At 43.0% G+C, this 15,755-nt stretch carries 14 protein-coding genes; all 14 read left to right on the forward strand.

Going from position 1 to position 15,755, the window contains the following annotated elements:
* The first annotated feature begins 1 nt into the window (after position 1).
* The 14 genes from ABIN22_RS13265 to ABIN22_RS13330 all read left to right on the forward strand — a co-directional run bounded on the left by ABIN22_RS13265 (position 2) and on the right by ABIN22_RS13330 (position 15,686).
* Complete coding sequence (locus ABIN22_RS13265) at positions 2-1,489, forward strand: AAA family ATPase (protein WP_346909225.1); 1,488 nt, start codon at positions 2-4, stop codon at positions 1,487-1,489.
* A gap of 5 nt (positions 1,490-1,494) precedes the next feature.
* Positions 1,495-3,210, forward strand: a complete 1,716-nt coding sequence (locus ABIN22_RS13270) for a TrbJ/VirB5 family protein (RefSeq protein ID WP_346909227.1) — start codon at positions 1,495-1,497, stop codon at positions 3,208-3,210.
* Positions 3,211-3,628: 418 nt separating this feature from the next.
* Positions 3,629-5,536 (forward strand): endonuclease MutS2, encoded by a 1,908-nt coding sequence (locus tag ABIN22_RS13275; RefSeq protein ID WP_346909229.1) that lies wholly within the window; start codon positions 3,629-3,631, stop codon positions 5,534-5,536.
* Positions 5,537-5,582: 46 nt separating this feature from the next.
* Positions 5,583-6,191 carry a GNAT family N-acetyltransferase gene (locus ABIN22_RS13280; RefSeq protein WP_346909231.1) on the forward strand — a complete coding sequence of 203 codons (609 nt, stop codon included), beginning with the start codon at positions 5,583-5,585 and terminating at the stop codon, positions 6,189-6,191.
* Positions 6,192-6,254: 63 nt separating this feature from the next.
* Positions 6,255-6,977 (forward strand): ABC transporter ATP-binding protein, encoded by a 723-nt coding sequence (locus tag ABIN22_RS13285; RefSeq protein ID WP_109733779.1) that lies wholly within the window; start codon positions 6,255-6,257, stop codon positions 6,975-6,977.
* Positions 6,947-7,714, forward strand: coding sequence for an ABC transporter permease (locus tag ABIN22_RS13290; RefSeq protein WP_346909233.1), 768 nt, complete (start codon positions 6,947-6,949; stop codon positions 7,712-7,714). The genes ABIN22_RS13285 and ABIN22_RS13290 overlap by 31 nt, the downstream gene beginning before the upstream one ends.
* 93 nt (positions 7,715-7,807) lie before the next feature.
* Entirely contained in the window at positions 7,808-8,650 is an 843-nt protein-coding gene (locus ABIN22_RS13295) for a MerR family transcriptional regulator (RefSeq protein WP_346909235.1), read from the forward strand.
* A gap of 283 nt (positions 8,651-8,933) precedes the next feature.
* On the forward strand, positions 8,934-9,713 hold the full coding sequence (locus ABIN22_RS13300; RefSeq protein ID WP_109733739.1) for a YveK family protein: 780 nt from the start codon (positions 8,934-8,936) through the stop codon (positions 9,711-9,713).
* Between the two features lie 17 nt (positions 9,714-9,730).
* Positions 9,731-10,519, forward strand: a complete 789-nt coding sequence (gene srtB / locus ABIN22_RS13305) for a class B sortase (protein WP_181368862.1) — start codon at positions 9,731-9,733, stop codon at positions 10,517-10,519.
* On the forward strand, positions 10,494-11,579 hold the full coding sequence (locus tag ABIN22_RS13310; RefSeq protein ID WP_346909238.1) for an LCP family protein: 1,086 nt from the start codon (positions 10,494-10,496) through the stop codon (positions 11,577-11,579). Before srtB ends, ABIN22_RS13310 begins: the two co-directional genes overlap by 26 nt.
* Before the next feature lie 53 nt (positions 11,580-11,632).
* Positions 11,633-12,223, forward strand: a complete 591-nt coding sequence (locus ABIN22_RS13315) for an LPXTG cell wall anchor domain-containing protein (RefSeq protein WP_109733741.1) — start codon at positions 11,633-11,635, stop codon at positions 12,221-12,223.
* Between the two features lie 512 nt (positions 12,224-12,735).
* Positions 12,736-13,485 carry a CpsB/CapC family capsule biosynthesis tyrosine phosphatase gene (locus ABIN22_RS13320; protein ID WP_109733742.1) on the forward strand — a complete coding sequence of 250 codons (750 nt, stop codon included), beginning with the start codon at positions 12,736-12,738 and terminating at the stop codon, positions 13,483-13,485.
* 40 nt (positions 13,486-13,525) lie between these two features.
* Positions 13,526-14,209: a CpsD/CapB family tyrosine-protein kinase gene (locus tag ABIN22_RS13325; RefSeq protein ID WP_109733743.1), complete on the forward strand. Its 684-nt coding sequence runs from the start codon at positions 13,526-13,528 to the stop codon at positions 14,207-14,209.
* Between the two features lie 64 nt (positions 14,210-14,273).
* On the forward strand, positions 14,274-15,686 hold the full coding sequence (locus ABIN22_RS13330) for a sugar transferase (protein WP_346909241.1): 1,413 nt from the start codon (positions 14,274-14,276) through the stop codon (positions 15,684-15,686).
* Positions 15,687-15,755: the final 69 nt, after the last annotated feature.

Genomic DNA, 15,755 nt, shown 5'->3' on the forward strand with positions numbered 1-15,755 from the left:
AGTGAAAAAAGAGTTGGTGAACTATATCTATGCACGATGTCCGCTTGTGATCGTTCATACAAATGAACGGGAACGGATTGAGCGGATGCTGCATGAAATCGCCGAAGATACCCAGATAGCATTCTTTTATTATACAGATGCAAAGCAGGTAAAAGCAATTGGTTCAAGGGCAGAAAATGCAGACACAGACGATGACCCGCTGGGATATTTCCTGAAACAGTTAAAGAGGCAGCGGAACTTGAATATTGTGTTAGGCGATGTACGGAGAATTTCTGATGACAATGCATATTCAAGGGAACTGATGAATATACTTTATATTGCGAAGGAAAATAATGGAACGGTTATTTTGATTACTTCTGACCAGGTATGGAACCGAATATCCAGTTTTGGTATGATTACAGTTCTGGATCTTCCGGATACGAATGAGAGAAGTGAGCAGATCCGGAAATTTATAAAAAAATATGGAGGTCGTTTTCAGATAGAATGGACGGATGAAGATATTTTATATGCAGCAGCGGTACTCAGGGGATTCACAGAGATTCAGATAGAAAATATTTTATCAGCAGAAATTATCGGGAATAAAGGATTAAGGCGGGAAAAAGTCTTTAAAATTGCTGATCAAAAGCAAAAATTATATCCGAAGACGGGATCGGTCCAGTATATAAGTCTGGATAAAAAATATTGTGTTTACGGAATGGACAACCTTAAGAAATGGCTTTCAGAAAAGAAAAAAATATTCTTTATGTCTGAAGACATTCTGCAGGTGTATGATCTGTCTGCACCTAAGGGGATTTTACTGGTCGGAGTACCGGGGTGCGGAAAGTCCCTGACAGCAAAGTTGGTTGCACAGGAGTGGGAACTGCCGCTTTTTCGGTTTGATATTGGCTCTGTGTTCGACAAATGGGTCGGAGAGAGCGAAAAGAAAATGAGGGAAGCCCTCCAATTTATCGAGAATATGTCCCCCTGTGTATTATGGATTGATGAAATCGAGAAAGTTTTGGCTTCTGCGGATTCTGGGAATGAGACGGGCAAAAGAGTCTTAGGGGAATTTTTGTTTTGGGCCCAGGAATCCCTGAGCAAGGTGTTTATGGTTGCAACAGCAAACAATGTGAATGCGCTGCCATATGAATTGTATCGAAAGGGCAGATTTTCAGAAGTATTCTTCACAGGCCTGCCTGCGGAGAAGGAACGCCGTTTATCACTCCTGCAATATATGGGGAGATCATTGAAAATGGAAGCTGATGACAGTCTGCTGGATGAGCTTGTACGTATTACGGAAGGATATTCTTATTCAGATATCGAAACAGCAGTAAAAGAAGTGGCACAGCAGATGATCATCAGGGGAGAAGATAAAGTAAATCAAGAAGAACTGGTCCGTTCGATACAGTCGATCATTCCCATATCACAGATAAACCCGGAACTGGTAAGGGAAATCGAAGATTGGGGAAAGGGCCGGGCGATAAATGTTTCAGGTTATGCAGGGAGGTGATTTGATTGAGTAATTATGGTCTGAAATCTGAAGTTAGCAGATTAGAGGCAGAGCTTCGGGAAATTGAACGGAAAAATAATCAATTGCGTTCCGAAATTATGTCAACAGTAAACAGCGTGACTCAGGCAGAGCAGGAGTTGTCGAATTATAATCAATATATTAGAAATACGCTGGATCATGCGGCAGGCACAATAAACAATTCTGCTGACCGGGCTTTAAATGCATATGAACTTCAGGGGCAGATAGATCAATTGTATACACGTTATAAGTGCGTAGAGCTGGCAAATAAGAAGATCCGTACGCTTAACAACAAGAAATATTACGACTTTAATAATTACCGGACCGTGCGTAAAATCGTTCAGGGAATGATGGACAACCTTGATTTGAATATGGTAAGTGACCAGATTATCTATAAGTCCATTGAGAGGCAGCATTTGCAGACGCCTGATTTCTGGCTGACCAGCGCCCTGATAAGCATCATGGCATGGAGAAACGATGACAGGATACTTGCTGATCGGGCCGTGGAAAGTGCGGTAAAACTTGACAGGAAAAACAGCAGCATTTTCTTTATGATTTTTAATATGCGCATGGGACGTGACCAGGCGGCAGTGAAATGGTTTATGGAGTATCAGCGATGCGACTTAAAAGGCAGTGATGAAAATACATTTCTCATGTTGTTTTCTCTCATTAGTAAAACTCTTTCAGATTCGGTTGATGAAGAAACATCACGGCAGATCACAGACTTTATTCATCGTTTTATGGTAGACTGCGCGAAGAAGGAAGGGTATAGCGAAGAAGAGATTGTTGATATTATCCGCCATAAAATGCAGGGATTAATGAAGACGGATTCCTATGACTTGCCTGCTCTGGCACAATATTGTAAAGATTATAATGATATCATAAGAATGTTGAATCTGGCCGGCAATAATTTCAATATTCTTGAATTTATCCTGAAAATAAAAAATGTTCCGGCAGAGGAAAAAAATACTTATTTGAAAGAATATTTAAATGATTTACTTAGCAGGCCAAATTCTGTCGAAATAGAGACTTATAATGAGATCGAGTATAATGAACTGATTATCAGGCTCAGCGGAGACGTAGAAACAGCGAAAAAGACATTCGAACAGGAACAGCAGCGCAAAGAGTCCGAGCTGAATATTATTTCCAGCATGATCAGATGGATCTATGATTTTGGCAATGAGGACGTAAAGGGCCAGATGCGTTTGAATATGTTCAGCCTGACAAAGACATTACAGCAGACAGCAGCCGATTCGTATTTCAGCAGTTACAGAGAAATGTATAAAGAAAGCCATCCGGTCCAGATTTTAGACTATTCAGCGGAAGTGGATTTTATGGAAAAAGCCGGTGAAGTAAATAAAGTGGAAACCTACTACCTTGAGCAGCAAAATAAAGAGCTTTCATCTGTCAAGAATACGATAGCATATGTATCATTTGGTGCAGGAATTGTGTGCGGGGCAGCCGCATTTTTCGTCCACCTGTTTCTGCTGGCAGGCCTGGGGATAGGTGCTGCAGTGGGCGCAGGCACTATGATATCAAATAATTTTAAGAAAAAGAATATTGTTTTAAAAATACAAAAACAAAAATCAGTAGTTCTTGAAAATTTACAGAAATTATTCGATGAGTTTAGTAAGATGAGGGCTATATATCGGCAGTTTGACGAGGTTTCCGGAAAAATTGAAGAGGAGTTTGTGAAGCTGTAGGAAATCATGAATGCAGCAGAAATTGAAGTTGACAATTCCAACTGCATCGTTTATAATCAAGAAAAAATTGCGAAAGAGGTAGTGTATGTTAATTGTGGCAGTAATGGAGAACATGGCTAATTAAATAGTTGTGAAGGGTGGGCTGTATTCCCGTGCTTACGGGTAAGCTGCGTCCTTTTATCTGCCTTACAAGAATGCTGCATAACACATAGCGTGTATATCTTTGAATTCATAGATTGCTTATAGCATGGCTGTATGGTCATGCTATTTTTGCGCCGCGGGGATAGTATGTCTGGAAAAGGCAGATTGACTATTCCCGTGTTTTTATTTTAATATGGAGATTTTAAAAGCAAAATGTCAGAAAGCTATAGCGGGTCCACCCGCAGGCAGTGAAAAAATAAAAGGAGTTTAGATTGAAATGCTAAATACAGAAAAAATACTTGAATTTGATAAGATAAAAAACAAGCTGTCAGAATTTGCATACACGGAGAAAGCAAGACTGGAAATTAAAAACCTGGCTCCATACTTGTCAGAACTGGAAGTCAGAAAGAAACTCAGAGAAACGACAGAAGCCAGAATAATGATAGAAAAGTGTGGAAATCCGCCTGCAACAGCGCTTCAGGGAATCGAAAGCATGATTGAGATTGCGGGGAAGGGCGGCTGCCTGACTCCCGAACAGCTTGAAATTGTGGCATCCACACTGACTTCAGTGAGAAGATTGAAGGATTATCTGAACCGGTGTAAAATGTATGAGATAGGACTGGCCTATTATGAAGAGAATCTGGAATCTCTGGATGATATATATGAAGAACTGAGCGCGAAGATCAGAGGAGGGAGAGTCGATGACTATGCCTCAAAAACCCTAAAATCCCTGAGGGAGGCAATTGACAAAACAGATGCAAAAATGCATGAAAAGGCAGATGCAGCTATCAGGGCAAATAAATCTTACGTGTCAGATAATTTTAGTACGATGCGAAACGGCCACATCTGTATTCCTGTCAAAAAGGAGTATAAGTTCAAAGTCAGTGGTTCCGTACTGGATAAGTCGTCGACGGGCAGTACGCTGTTTATAGAACCCGCTTCTGTGGGAAAACTTTATGATGAATTGCAGGAGCTGCGCATTGATGAGGAAAATGAAGAAATAAAAATTCTATATACACTGACAGGGATGCTGTCAGATAAAGAGGAGATAATCCGCAGGAATAACCAGACAGTGGAAAAGCTGGACTTCATTTTTGCAAAGGCGAAACTAAGCCTGGAGTACGGCGGTATAAAACCTGAGATCAATACAGGGCGGTACATCCGGTTAAAGAATGCCCGCCATCCGCTGATGGACAGAAAGATCAATGTGCCGCTGGATTTTGAGATAGGTGGACGTTTGGCTGATGAGCAGGAAGTGAGGGGCGTAATCATTACTGGGCCGAATACAGGCGGAAAGACTGTGGCGATCAAGACCGTGGCACTGAACTGCATGATGGCGCAGTGCGGGCTGCATACGGCCTGCGAAGAGGCAGACATCTGTATGAATAATGCCATACTGTGTGATATCGGGGACGGGCAGAATCTGTCTGAGAATCTTTCTACTTTTTCTGCCCATATCAGGAATGTGATGGATATTTTGAAACAGGCCGGACGGGAAAGTCTGGTCATAATGGATGAACTTGGCTCCGGTACAGACCCGGCAGAGGGCATGGGGATTGCAGTTGCGATTTTGGAAGAACTGAGAAAAAGCGGTGCTCTGTTCCTTGTTACGACACATTATCCGGAGGTAAAGGACTATGCCGGCAAGACTCCGGGTATCATCAATGCAAGGATGACCTTTGACAAGGAAAGCCTGCGGCCCCTGTATCAAATGGTAATCGGGGAGGCCGGAGAAAGCTGTGCCTTCTATATCGCAGAGAAACTGGGAATGCCGAAATATATGCTGGAGAATGCAGCACGGGCGGCCTACGGAAAGGATGTGCTTAGAAGTGGGGAAGAACAGAAGTTAGAGAAGGCGCCGCAGCCTAAGATCCAGAGGAAGAAAAATGTTAGAAAGCAGACAGATGCATTGAAATTTCAGGTCGGAGACAGCGTAATGGTTATGCCTGACCGCAAGATTGGTATCGTGTGCCAAACCGCGAATGAAAAAGGTGTACTCAGAATACAGATGCGGGACAAGAAAATATGGATGAACCATAAACGGGTAAAACTCCACGTTCCGGCGGACCAGCTGTATCCTGAGGATTATGATTTTTCCATTATCTTTGACAGCGTGGAAAAAAGAAAAGCGGAACATGATATGTCGAGAAAGTATACGGAGCAGACAATCATGATGGAAGAATAAGTTTATGGAAAGAAGTCTATGAAAAAAATGAAAGAGAGGAACAGATATGAGGCTGAGATTAGAGGAAGAAAAAGATTATGAAGAGGTTGAGAACCTGACAAGAGAAGCTTTCTGGAACGTGTATAGTCCCGGGTGCAGTGAGCATTTAGTCCTCCATAAATTGAGAGGCCAGAAGTCTTTTGTGAAAGAGCTGGATTATGTTGCGGAGGATGAAGGAAAGATTGTCGGGAATATTGTATATAGCAGAATGTTCCGCGGCGGGGAAATGTGCGATGATATCATTGCATTCGGCCCGGTCAGTGTCCATCCCGATTATCAGAAAAAGGGGATTGGGAAAGCATTGATCCAGACAACAATTGAAAAGGCGAAAAAATTAGGCTTCCGGGCGGTTATAATTACTGGGAACCCGGATTATTACGGCAGGTTTGGGTTTCGTGCGGCGGCAGGTCACGGAATTTACCTGCCGGAAATGAATCCGGGGGAAGAGGCTGAATTCTTCATGGCGAAGGAACTGGAGGAAGGATATCTGCAGAAACATTCCGGGGTTTTGGAGTTTGACAGCTGTTTCGAGGTTGAACCGGCTGAATTAGAGCTGTTTGAAAAAAAGTTTCCTGCAAAACGGAAGCGGGATAAAAAGGAAGGAGATCTTATATAATAAATGCTTGACTCTTACCTTACGGGAGGATATACGATGTTTCCTGTAAGGAGGAATGAAAGCATGAAATTATGTATGGAAGTGAACCAACTCACAAAATCATTTAGGGGCAGGACTGTTGTAGATCATCTGTCTTTCCGGGTGAAGGAACAGGAAGTATTTGGCCTGCTCGGGCCGAATGGAGCGGGAAAAAGTACGACGATTGAGACTGTGCTTGGCTTAAAGAAAGCTGACAGTGGGACGGCCGAGGTTCTGGGGTGTGACCCGGTCAAAAAAAGACGGGAGATCTTTGAACGCATTGGAGTCCAGCTGCAGTCTTCTCATTATCAGAACTATATCCGCGTCGGGGAGATCTGCGAGGAGATGTCGGTATTGTACAGTCACCCTGCTGACTATCACAAGCTTTTACGTCAGTTCAAGCTGGAACAGTTTGAGAAACAGCCGGTGGATAAGCTGTCCGGCGGAGAACGGCAAAAACTGTCGGTAGTGCTGGCGCTGATTCCAAATCCGGAACTGGTATTTCTGGATGAACTGACAACCGGGCTTGATACCGAGGCGCGCAGGGAAGTTTGGCAGACATTAAAGGCGCTGAAAGAGAAAGGAACTACCATATTTCTGACGACACATTATATGGAAGAGGCAGAAAGCCTGTGTGACAGAATCCTGCTGATTAAGGATGGGAAGAAGGTCACGCAGGGGACGGTCAAAGAGGTTGTTGACGACAGTCCCTTCGATAATCTGGAGGATGCGTATCTATGGCATATGAGAGGGGAGGAGAGAGCATGAAACGTTTCTGGACCTTATATAAAGTAGAACAGAAACTAGGACTGAGATGTCCAGATATGCTGATTTTCGGCGTGGGCATGCCTGTGGGAGTTCTTGTTTTGATCGCAGTGGTAGCAGGAAACAAGACGGCAGGAGGCAGCAGCTATACGTTTCTCCAGAGCGCATTCGCATCTCTGATGGCTGTAGGGATCTGTGCAAGCGCATTTATGGGGATTCCCCTTACTGTTGCGGACTATCGGGATAAGAAGATTTTAAAACATTTTTTTGTCACACCATGTACACCAATGACGCTGATGAGTGCGATCGTGGCCTGCTCTGTTGCAACGGCGGTTCTTTCCGGGATTGCAGTATCTGTTGTAGCGGCATTTGTGTTTCAATACAGGATGAAAGGCAGCCCATTCCTGTTTATATGCTCCTATCTGCTGGTGATGACTGCCATGTATAGTATCGGCGTATTTCTGGCGGGACTGTGCAAAAGTGTAAAGATGGCAAATGTAGTTACGACTGCAGTATATTTTCCGATGCTGTTTTTATCAGGCGCGACAATTCCTTTCGAGTTGTTCCCGAAAGGGATGCAGACAGTGGCATCTGTTCTGCCACTGACTCAGGGGATTAAGCTCATGAAACAGATTTCAATGGGAGATCCGGTTGAAAATGCGGCAGGAATTATTATTTTGATGATTGCTATCACAGTAATCTGCAGTTTATTGTCAAAATTCACTTTCCGATGGGAATAAAGTGGAGAATATCAGAAGAGAATGTGGATAACATAAAAAAGCCGGCGGCCCGTGTATGACTGCACAGGTCCCGGCCACAGGAGGGCGAGAGAATTGAGGAAAGATCATACATGTGAAAAAGTACCGAGTAAACTGTATAAGATCGGGATGTTTGCGGGGATGAACCATGTAACGGTGAAAGCGCTGCGTCATTATGACGAACAGGGCCTGCTGGCCCCGGCTTATGTAGATCAGGAGAGCGGATACCGTTATTATACCGCAGGGCAGCTGCCGGTTATCCACCAGATTCTGGCACTGAGGAATATGGGATTTTCTCTGGAAGAAATAAAGGCGGTGCAGAACGGTGCATCTGAGCGGAAATTACTGCTCGCCAAGAAGCAGCAGATTCTGAGTGAAATAGCAGAGAAAACGGCTAAGCTTGCACAGGTAGAATGCTATCTCGCAGAAGACAAAATAGACACAAATTATCATGTGCTGATAAAAGAACTGCCGGAAGTCATTGTTGCTTCTATGCGGACGGTTATGCCTGATTATGACACAATGTTCGATATCTTTCCCAGGATGGGACAGGAGATGGAACGGCTAGGTTGTGTCTGTGCAGAGCCGGAGTACTGTTTTTCGATCTATCATGACGGCGGGTACAGGGAAGAAGACATAGACATAGAAATCTGTGAGGCTGTTGTTGAACAAAAGCCGGATTCTGAGATGATTCAATTCAAGGTACTCCCGAAAATCGAGAAGGCGGCCTGCCTGCTGCATAAAGGGCCATATGAAGGTTTCCCGGAGGCATATGGCGCTGTCATCAGGTTTGTAGAGGAAAACGGGTATGAAATATGTGGAAATCCGCGGGAATCTTATATTGACGGAATCTGGAATAAAGATTCCGAGGAGGAGTGGCTTTCGGAGATACAGTTTCCGGTCAGGGAGATCCGGTAAACAACAAATATACAGAACAATGAAAAGCCTTTTTCAACGCACCATTTATATAGAAGAAACAGGATAAAATAATAGAACTTTTGAATGGGCTTGGTATACCGTTATAGTCTGCGCCTTTGGGTCGTACTCTATAGCGGTATTTGTCGTCAGAGGAAGAAATCTGTAGTAAAAAAATGTGTTTTTATGGTAGTTTTATGCCGGATTTATTGATTGCTGGTTGTTTTTTGACTTCTCCTGTGCTAGAATAGAACAGATTCTAGGGATAATAGAGGAGATTTTAACAATGGAAGAACAGTTAAGGGATGATGAGATAGAGATTGATTTACTGGAAATATTCCATGCATTATGGAGGAAGGCATGGCTGATTATATTGTGCCTGATAGGAGGAGCTGTGATTGCAGGCGCAGCTACTAAGTTTTTAATGGTACCTCAATATACCTCTTCCTCCATGATCTACATATTGACAAAGACGACAAGTGTTACATCCCTTGCAGATATACAGATGGGGACACAGCTGACAGTCGATTTTGAGACACTGGCAACAAGCCGTCCTGTTGTAACTGCGGTAATTGACGAACTGAATCTGGACGCTACATATGAAGAGCTGGTTGGTACAATTACCATTAATAATCCGGCAGATACACGTATTCTAAAGATCAGCGTGGAGAATCCGGACCCTGAGCTGGCAAAGGATATTGCTAATGCGATGGCTGATGCTACTGCTGACCGGGTTGCCGAGGTAATGAGCACAGACAAGCCGAGTATCGTTGAAGATGCCGTTGTGTCTGAGAATCCTTCCAGCCCGTCCTTGAAAAAGAATATAGCAATCGGAGGACTGCTTGCAGCATTTCTTGCAGCGGCAGTGATTATAGTAATGCTTCTTCTGGATGATACGCTTAAGACCGAAGAGGATATCAAGAAATACCTGGAGCTGAATACTCTGGCAATGATTCCATTGGAAGAAGGGGAATCCGCTGTTAAGAAGCAGCATATGGAGAAAAGCGGCCACGAGAAAAAGAAAAAGAGAAGGAAGTCCGGCGCTTCCCAGACTCATAAGAAATAGGAGGAAGGGAACAGACATTGAAAAAGACTACAAAAAGAATTTTAACAGTTGTTCTGGTTATCATTGCAGCAGTATGTATTGCGTATATAGCGTATTATTTTGTTTCACAAAATAAAAAGGGCAAGGTCTATGATGAAGTGCAAAAGCAGGTGAATCTGGAACCGGAAAAGGAAGAGGAACCGGAAGCAAAAGACCCAGAGGCTCCTAAGGAAAAGAACCCTATTGATTTTAAGCAGCTTCAGGAAACGAATAAAGACATTTATGCATGGATTACAGTTCCGGATACGAACATCAACTATCCAATCGTGCAGAGTTCCTGGGACAATACCTACTATCTCGACAATACGATTGATGGACAGGCAGGACTACCGGGTTCCATATATACCGAGAATTACAATGCGAAAGATTTTACTGATTTTAACACAATCATATATGGGCACGATATGAACGATGGAAGCATGTTCCAGAACTTACATAAGTATGAGGACGAGACATTTTTCAAAGAGCATTCAAAGGTGTATGTCTATACTCCGGAGAAGAAGCTTACTTATGAGATCTTCGAGGCCGTAGTCTATGATGACCGGCACATTCTGATGTCCTTTGATTTTACGCAGGATAATCAGAGGCAGGCATATTTAGATTCACTAAAAGCGGTCAGAAATCTGAACAGTAACTATAACGATGATGTACAGGTAGGACCCGACAGCCGAATCATAACAATGAGCACCTGTATTGCAACCCAGCCTGATAACAGATTAGTAGTAGGAGCTGTATTGACAGATGAGTACGAATATGAAGCACAATAACAATAGGCGTCCGGAAAGTCCGAAGCGTAAGAGCGATATACAGCAGAGTCACAAAAAGAAGAATACCGGGTTTATTATTGGCATTATCATTGTCGTTATTCTGGTCGCAGTGGCTGGAACGCTGTTCTTCCTCCAGTCCAAGAAGAAAGAGCCTCAGGTTCAGGCAAAAGAAGGCACCGGGGAAACTGTGAAATCTGAAAGCCAGTCTTCCAGTGACAGTAAGACAATCAGCTATGAAGGACAGACTTATGAATACAACAGGGATATTAAAACAGTCGTCTTTCTTGGGGTAGATAAAAAAGGTGATATGGGATATGCGGAACATATGGGGGACGGCGGTCAGGCTGACAGTATCATACTGATGGCCCTCAATGAGAAGGAACAGACTGTTAAGGTTTTCCAGATATCCAGAAATACAATGACAAATGTGGATGTATATTCCGAAAGAGGAGAATATCTGACAACACAGAAAATGCAGATTGCCCTCCAGTACGCGTATGGTGACGGTGAGAAGAAGAGCAGCTGGCTTATGAAAAAAGCAGTATCCGACCTAATGTACGGAGTCCCGGTTAGATCGTCCATCGCTATGAGCATTGATGGTATTTCAGCAATTACCACCCTGATGGGCGGCGTCGAGATCACAGTGCCGAAAGACTATACCTATGTGGACAAGTCCTTTGAAAAGGGGAAGACACTTTCATTGAAAGGTGCGCTGGCAGAAAAGTATGTGCGGTACAGAGATATCACAGTCACCGGAAGTAATAATGACAGAATGGAAAGACAGACACAGTTTCTTATGGCGTTGGTATCGCAGTTAAAAAATGCATCACAGAAGGATACCGAGATTTATTCAAAACTGATGACAGATGCCAATCCATACTTCACAACAGACATGAGCGCTGATGAGATTATGGCGTTATCGAAATATGAGATAGACGGCGAGATTCAGACGATCCCGGGCGAAGAGAAGGCCGGTAAAGAACACGATGAGTTCTATACGAATGAAGCAGAATTAAAGGAAATTGTTGTCAAAACCTTTTACAAATTAAAGGATATATGATACAATGTGTAAATGAACTAGATTAAATATATTTTACTTAGGAGGGACTAGTCATGAAAACAAGTAGAATGAGAAAGTTAGTGGGAGTATTACTTTCAGCCACAATGCTCTTCACTATGACAATGGGCGTATTCGCAGCAGGAAGCCCATCCGCTGATTTCAAGAGCGGAACAAAGGCCGTTGACAAGAACGGTAATGCAGTAACTGTAACATTTGCAGCTGCTACACAGACACCTGACGAAGGAACTATTAAAGCAGTGGTTCCGAACGGAACACTTGTATCTGCATTTGATTTAACAGCACCTGACTGGGATTTTGAAAAAGACGGCGCTCTTACAATCACATTCCCGTTACCGGGAGCAACATCCAGCACAAAAGCAGCAATTCTTCACTTTGGTGAGAACGGCTGGGAAGATGTAACAACAAGTGTTGGTGACGGTGTGATTACGGCTACATTTACAAGCTTATCACCAGTAGCAGTTGTAGTTGATAACAGCACATTAACAAACACAGGAAATGGAACAAGCAATGGAACATCACCAAAGACTGGTGAGTCTTCATTAGTTCTTACATTAGGTTTAATCGCAATGGCAGCAGTTGCTGGCGTTTACGGATTAAACAGAAAAAAAGCTTATAACAAATAATACATACTTAATCAAGTATTATTAAATGGCTGAAAAACATAAGCGTATGAGATCTCTTTCTGACCCGAACTGGTTGGAAAGAGATTTTTTTAATTTATAGAAAATCCCCACGAATTAAAAAAATCCTCCTGACAAGAAAATTCTTTTGCTACAGTTGAAAAAAACTAAAAAATGATGACAACTATGGAAAATTTAACCTTTGTCAGATATTAATAATTATAGACCGAAATATTTCGGGAAGCAGTGTATTTTTCATAAAGAAAGTATTCACATGTGATTAAAAATAGGTTTTTATAATAAAAGAAACTGCCTTTTTCGTGGGTTTATGGTCATTTGCGTAATACGACAGTTTGTGATAAGATTCCATCTATTTTGCGCAGTTTCCTTGACAAAACAGGGAGTTAGCGATAGACTAAAGGATGTATCTGATGGTTCATATGATATAGGATAAATTTGATGCCATAGATGCTTAAAATGATAGGAATAGATATAAACGACTAGGAGACCGCCAGATGGAAAGATATATTGACATGCATTGCCATATTCTTCCCGGCGTAGATGATGGGGCTGCTAACATGGAAGAGACAGAGAGGATGCTTCGCATTGCGTATGAAGAAGGAGTCCGCTGTATGATAGCGACACCGCATTATCACCCACGCAGAGGGCACGAACAGCCTGAGATACTGAGAAAGAAGCTGACCCTGGTTCGTAAAGCTGCACAGAGGATTGACGACAAATTCCGCATCTACCTAGGTACGGAAATTTATTTTGGTCAGGATATCCCGGAGAAACTGCGGCAGGGAGAGGTTCTTTCGATGAACCGCAGAAATCAGGTGCTGGTGGAATTTTCTCCCGCAGATAATTTCAGCTATATAAAGCAGGGGCTTCAGCATATACAGCTTGCGGGCTATGAAGTGATTCTGGCACATGCTGAGAGGTATCTATGCCTGGTTGATAAGTTTGAACTTACAGAGCATATCTGGAATATGGGAGTTAATATACAGGTTAACTCAGGAAGTATAACAGGAGACTCGGGCAGAAGGGCAAAACAGTTTGTAAAAGAACTGCTGGAGCATGAGATGGTGTTTGCGGTAGGTTCGGATGCACACAATTCCGGTAGCAGAGCTCCACACATGGAGAAAGCCGCCGCTTATGTGAAGAAGAAATATGGCACTGAATATATGAAAAAGATATTTTATACTAATGCAGCAGCCATGCTGAAGAAAATAGAAACTGAGCCGGGACATGAAATGAGTCATTAAGGCTAGGAATGAGATAAATGAAAGAAGAAGGGTAACTAACATGCAGGAAATGATCTTAAAAGGGATGGATAAGGATTTCAGGAGTAATGAAGCGTACAAGACTCTTCGTACTAACTTGGAATTTTCCGGAGCGGATAAGAAAGTTATCGTATTTACAAGCTGCACACCAAACGAAGGGAAGAGTACGGTGTCCCTGTCCCTGTCAAATTCACTGGCAGAGGCTGGAAAGAAAGTCTTGTTTATTGATGCGGATTTGAGAAAATCTGTACTCGCCGGACGTCAGAAGATGACAGGTACGATTAAAGGGCTGTCACACTTTCTGGCAGGCCAGGCTGAAGTGGGCGACATTATGTACAAGACACAGCGCCCGGGACTGGTGGTCATGTTCGCAGGTGTTGTACCTCCCAACCCGGCAGAGCTTTTGGGACATAAGAAGTTTGAGTCCCTGATCAGCAGCGCAAGAAAAGTATATGACTACATAATTATAGATGCACCGCCGCTTGGAAGTGTAATCGACAGCGCCATCGTAGCAAAACAGTGTGACGCAGCGGTGCTGGTAATCGCATCCCAGGCAATCAGTTATAAGTTTGCAAGAAATGTAAAAAAACAGCTTGAAAAGTCAGAATGTCCTATTCTGGGAGTGGTACTGAATAAAGTAGATATGAAGCAGAATCAGTATTACGGCCGTTATTACGGTAAGTATTACGGCAGCTACGGCGAATAATAAAGGCCGTAACAGGTGAAGGCCTGTTGTTGATCTGAGTATTGTATGAGGGTGTGAGTGAACAATGAATCAGAACTTCCTGAAGGGGTGGACTAAGCATTTAGATTTTACCATAATTGACATACTGTGTCTGGAGACCGCATTTTTTATATCTTATTTAATAAGGAATGGTTTTCCAAAAGGTGGATTAACAGACCAATATCAGAATATGGTATGGGCGATTGTTTTCGTAAGTATTCTAGTAGTATTTTTCATGAATAGCTATGAGAATATAATTGGCCGTGGATATGTGGCTGAGATAAAGCAGTCCCTGTTTCATGCAGGAGCAGTTACAGTCGGACTGATTGTATGGATGTTTATTTTTAAAGAATCAAGTTCGTATTCCAGAATTATCGTAATGGCGATGTATCCGGCCAGTGTTTGCATGATGATTGTTGCAAGATTGTTTTGGAAGAGAATCATCCGAATCAGAATCCGCGGAAAAAAAGTACTCAGAAAAGTCTTGATTATTTCTACGGACGGCAGGATTGAGGATACAATTGAAGGACTCCTGCAACCGTATAGAGACTACCAACTAACAGCATGTGCAGTTTATGATAAACCTGATAAAGTAGGGCAGGTTATTAAATATGTCCCTGTCGTAGCTGATAAGGACAATATCATTAAACACATACAGGATAACATTATAGACGAAGTGTTTATCGATCTTCCGGGTTATGAAAAAGAAGCAGAAAGGCTGATGAGCATTTTTGTGAGCATGGGTCTGGTCGCTCATGTGAACCTTGCAAGATTCACAACGAATGTTGAGAATAAAAAGATTCAAAGGTTTGCAGGCTATATGGTATTATCCTCAAGCATGAAATTTGCAACACCGCGGCAATTGTTCTTCAAACGAACCCTGGATATTCTGGGTGCCCTGGTGGGATTACTTATAACAGGAATTGCATTTCTGATATTTGCACCGATCATCAAGAAGCAGTCACCGGGCCCTGTATTCTTTTCACAGGAAAGGGTGGGACGCAATGGAAGACGGTTTCGAATATATAAATTCCGCACAATGTATCCTGATGCAGAGGAGCGGAAGAAAGAGCTGATGGCTCAGAACAAAATGAGTGGGTTCATGTTCAAGATGGATAATGACCCGAGAATCATCCCGATAGGACATTTCCTGAGGAAAAGCAGCATTGATGAACTTCCACAGTTCCTGAATGTTCTTAAAGGCGAGATGAGCCTGGTCGGCACAAGGCCACCGACAGTGGATGAGTATGAGCAGTATGAAGTCAGGCATCGCAAGCGGCTCGCAATGCGGCCGGGACTAACCGGTATGTGGCAGGTAAGCGGGAGAAGCGACATCGTGGACTTCGAGAAAGTCGTGGAACTGGATGCCCAGTACATAACAGAATGGACCCTGGGGCTGGATCTGAAGATCATCTGGAGAACAGTGCTTATTGTGTTGGGACAGAAGGGGGCAGTCTGAGGATGGAAACTCAAAATAATAACAATTATTTGGAGGTAAGGGGAGAAAATTGTTCCTGTAGGCAGTAGA

This window comes from Faecalicatena orotica (assembly GCF_905197545.1).
Lineage (GTDB): Bacteria > Bacillota > Clostridia > Lachnospirales > Lachnospiraceae > Faecalicatena_A > Faecalicatena_A orotica.